Here is a 3,049-nt window from a genome sequence, read left to right as displayed (position 1 = left end):
TTTTTTAAAGAGTTATCGCATATACTCAATTAATCTGTTGTCAGCCAACACGTAAGTGTTGGAATCAACAAGGTTAAGTTATAAAGGGCGCATGGTGAATGCCTTGGTACTAGGAGCCGATGAAGGACGGGACTAACACCGATATGCTCCGGGGAGTGGTAAGTACACTTTGATCCGGAGATTTCCGAATGGGGGAACCCAGCTGATTTAATCGTCAGTTATTGCTTAGTGAATACATAGCTAAGTCAAAGGTAAACGCAGTGAACTGAAACATCTCATTAGCTGCAGGAGTAGAAAGAAAAATCGATTCCCTGAGTAGCGGCGAGCGAAACGGGAAAAGCCCAAACCAGAGAGCTTGCTCTTTGGGGTTGTAGGACAGAGCATCTGAGTTACAAAAGTATTACGTAGTTGAATCAGCTGGGAAGCTGAGCCAGAGCGGGTGATAGCCCCGTAAGCGAAACGTAATACCCTCAGTTCTGTATCCTGAGTACGGCGGAACACGTGAAATTCCGTCGGAATCCGGGAGGACCATCTCCCAAGGCTAAATACTACCTAGTGACCGATAGTGAACCAGTACCGTGAGGGAAAGGTGAAAAGCACCCCGGAAGGGGAGTGAAATAGTTCCTGAAACCATGTGCCTACAATCAGTTGGAGCCCGTTAATGGGTGACAGCGTGCCTTTTGTAGAATGAACCGGCGAGTTACGATTGCATGCAAGGTTAAGACAGAAAAGTCGGAGCCGTAGCGAAAGCGAGTCTGAAATGGGCGTATGAAGTATGTTGTTGTAGACCCGAAACCAGGTGACCTACCCATGTCCAGGTTGAAGATGCGGTAAAACGCATTGGAGGACCGAACCCGTGTCAGTTGAAAATGGCTGGGATGAGGTGTGGGTAGCGGTGAAATTCCAATCGAACTTGGAGATAGCTGGTTCTCTCCGAAATAGCTTTAGGGCTAGCCTCGGACTTAGAATCATGGAGGTAGAGCACTGTTTGGACTAGGGGCCCGTCATGGGTTACTGAATTCAGATAAACTCCGAATGCCATTGATTTATGTCCGGGAGTCAGACGGTGAGTGATAAGATCCATCGTCGAAAGGGGAACAGCCCAGACCGTCAGTTAAGGTCCCAAAATATATACTAAGTGGAAAAGGATGTGGAGTTGCTTAGACAACTAGGATGTTGGCTCAGAAGCAGCCACCATTTAAAGAGTGCGTAATAGCTCACTAGTCGAGTGATTCTGCGCCGAAAATGTACCGGGGCTAAGTATATTACCGAAACTACGGATGCAACCATTAGGTTGTGTGATAGGAGAGCGTTCTAAGGGCAATGAAGTCAGACCGTGAGGACTGGTGGAGCGCTTAGAAGTGAGAATGCCGGTATGAGTAGCGAAAGACAGGTGAGAATCCTGTCCACCGAATGACTAAGGTTTCCTGGGGAAGGCTCGTCCTCCCAGGGTTAGTCGGGACCTAAGTCGAGGCCGAGAGGCGTAGACGATGGATAACAGGTTGATATTCCTGTACCAGTTAAATGCGTTTGAACGATGGAGGGACGCAGGAGGCTAAGCAAACCAGACTGTTGGATATGTCTGGCCAAGCAACAAGTCTTGAAAAGAGTGAAATGCTTTTTTCTTCAAGGACAAGTTGTGATGGGGAGCGAAATTATAGTAGCGAAGTTGCCGATGTCACACTGCCGAGAAAAGCTTCTAGTGAGTATTTAACTGCCCGTACCGCAAACCGACACAGGTAGTCGAGGAGAGAATCCTAAGGTGTGCGAGTGAACTCTCGTTAAGGAACTCGGCAAAATGACCCCGTAACTTCGGGAGAAGGGGTGCTGTACGAAAGTACAGCCGCAGTGAATAGGCCCAGGCGACTGTTTATCAAAAACACAGGTTTCTGCAAAATCGTAAGATGAAGTATAGGGGCTGACGCCTGCCCGGTGCTGGAAGGTTAAAAGGATGGGTTAGCTTCGGCGAAGCTCAGAATTGAAGCCCCAGTAAACGGCGGCCGTAACTATAACGGTCCTAAGGTAGCGAAATTCCTTGTCGGGTAAGTTCCGACCCGCACGAAAGGCGTAACGATCTGGGCACTGTCTCAACGAGAGACTCGGTGAAATTGAAGTACCTGTGAAGATGCAGGTTACCCGCGACAGGACGGAAAGACCCCATGGAGCTTTACTGTAGCTTGATATTGAGTGTTTGTACAGCTTGTACAGAATAGGTAGGAGCCGTAGATACCGGAACGCTAGTTTCGGTGGAGGCGTTAGTGGGATACTACCCTCGCTGTATGACCACTCTAACCCGCATCACTTATCGTGATGGGAGACAGTGTCAGGTAGGCAGTTTGACTGGGGCGGTCGCCTCCTAAACAGTAACGGAGGCGCCCAAAGGTTCCCTCAGAATGGTTGGAAATCATTCGCAGAGTGTAAAGGCACAAGGGAGCTTGACTGCGAGACAGACAAGTCGAGCAGGGACGAAAGTCGGGCTTAGTGATCCGGTGGTTCCGTATGGAAGGGCCATCGCTCAACGGATAAAAGCTACCCTGGGGATAACAGGCTTATCTCCCCCAAGAGTCCACATCGACGGGGAGGTTTGGCACCTCGATGTCGGCTCATCGCATCCTGGGGCTGTAGTCGGTCCCAAGGGTTGGGCTGTTCGCCCATTAAAGCGGTACGCGAGCTGGGTTCAGAACGTCGTGAGACAGTTCGGTCCCTATCCGTCGCGGGCGCAGGAAATTTGAGAGGAGCTGTCCTTAGTACGAGAGGACCGGGATGGACATACCGCTGGTGTACCAGTTGTTCCGCCAGGAGCATCGCTGGGTAGCTACGTATGGATGAGATAAACGCTGAAAGCATCTAAGTGTGAAACTCGCCTCAAGATGAGATTTCCCATCTCCTTCGGGAGAGTAAGACCCCTCAAAGATGATGAGGTAGATAGGATGGAAGTGGAAGTGCAGTGATGCATGGAGCGGACCATTACTAATCGGTCGAGGACTTAACCACATAGTGGTGTCCGGTTTAAAAAATTTTTGATATTATTTAGTTTTGAGAGCGCAAG

Annotated in this window: 1 rRNA gene; it reads left to right on the top strand. The window is 49.6% G+C overall.

The window, feature by feature from the left end:
• Positions 1 to 71 precede the first annotated feature (71 nt).
• Positions 72 to 2,994: ribosomal RNA gene (locus tag FC70_RS02455) — 23S ribosomal RNA — on the top strand.
• Positions 2,995 to 3,049 lie beyond the last annotated feature (55 nt).

The sequence above is a fragment of the Paucilactobacillus oligofermentans DSM 15707 = LMG 22743 genome (assembly GCF_001434315.1).
Taxonomy (GTDB): Bacteria; Bacillota; Bacilli; order Lactobacillales; family Lactobacillaceae; genus Paucilactobacillus; species Paucilactobacillus oligofermentans.
The sequence above is the reverse complement of the archived record's forward strand: the minus strand, read 5'-3'. Positions and strand labels throughout refer to the sequence as shown.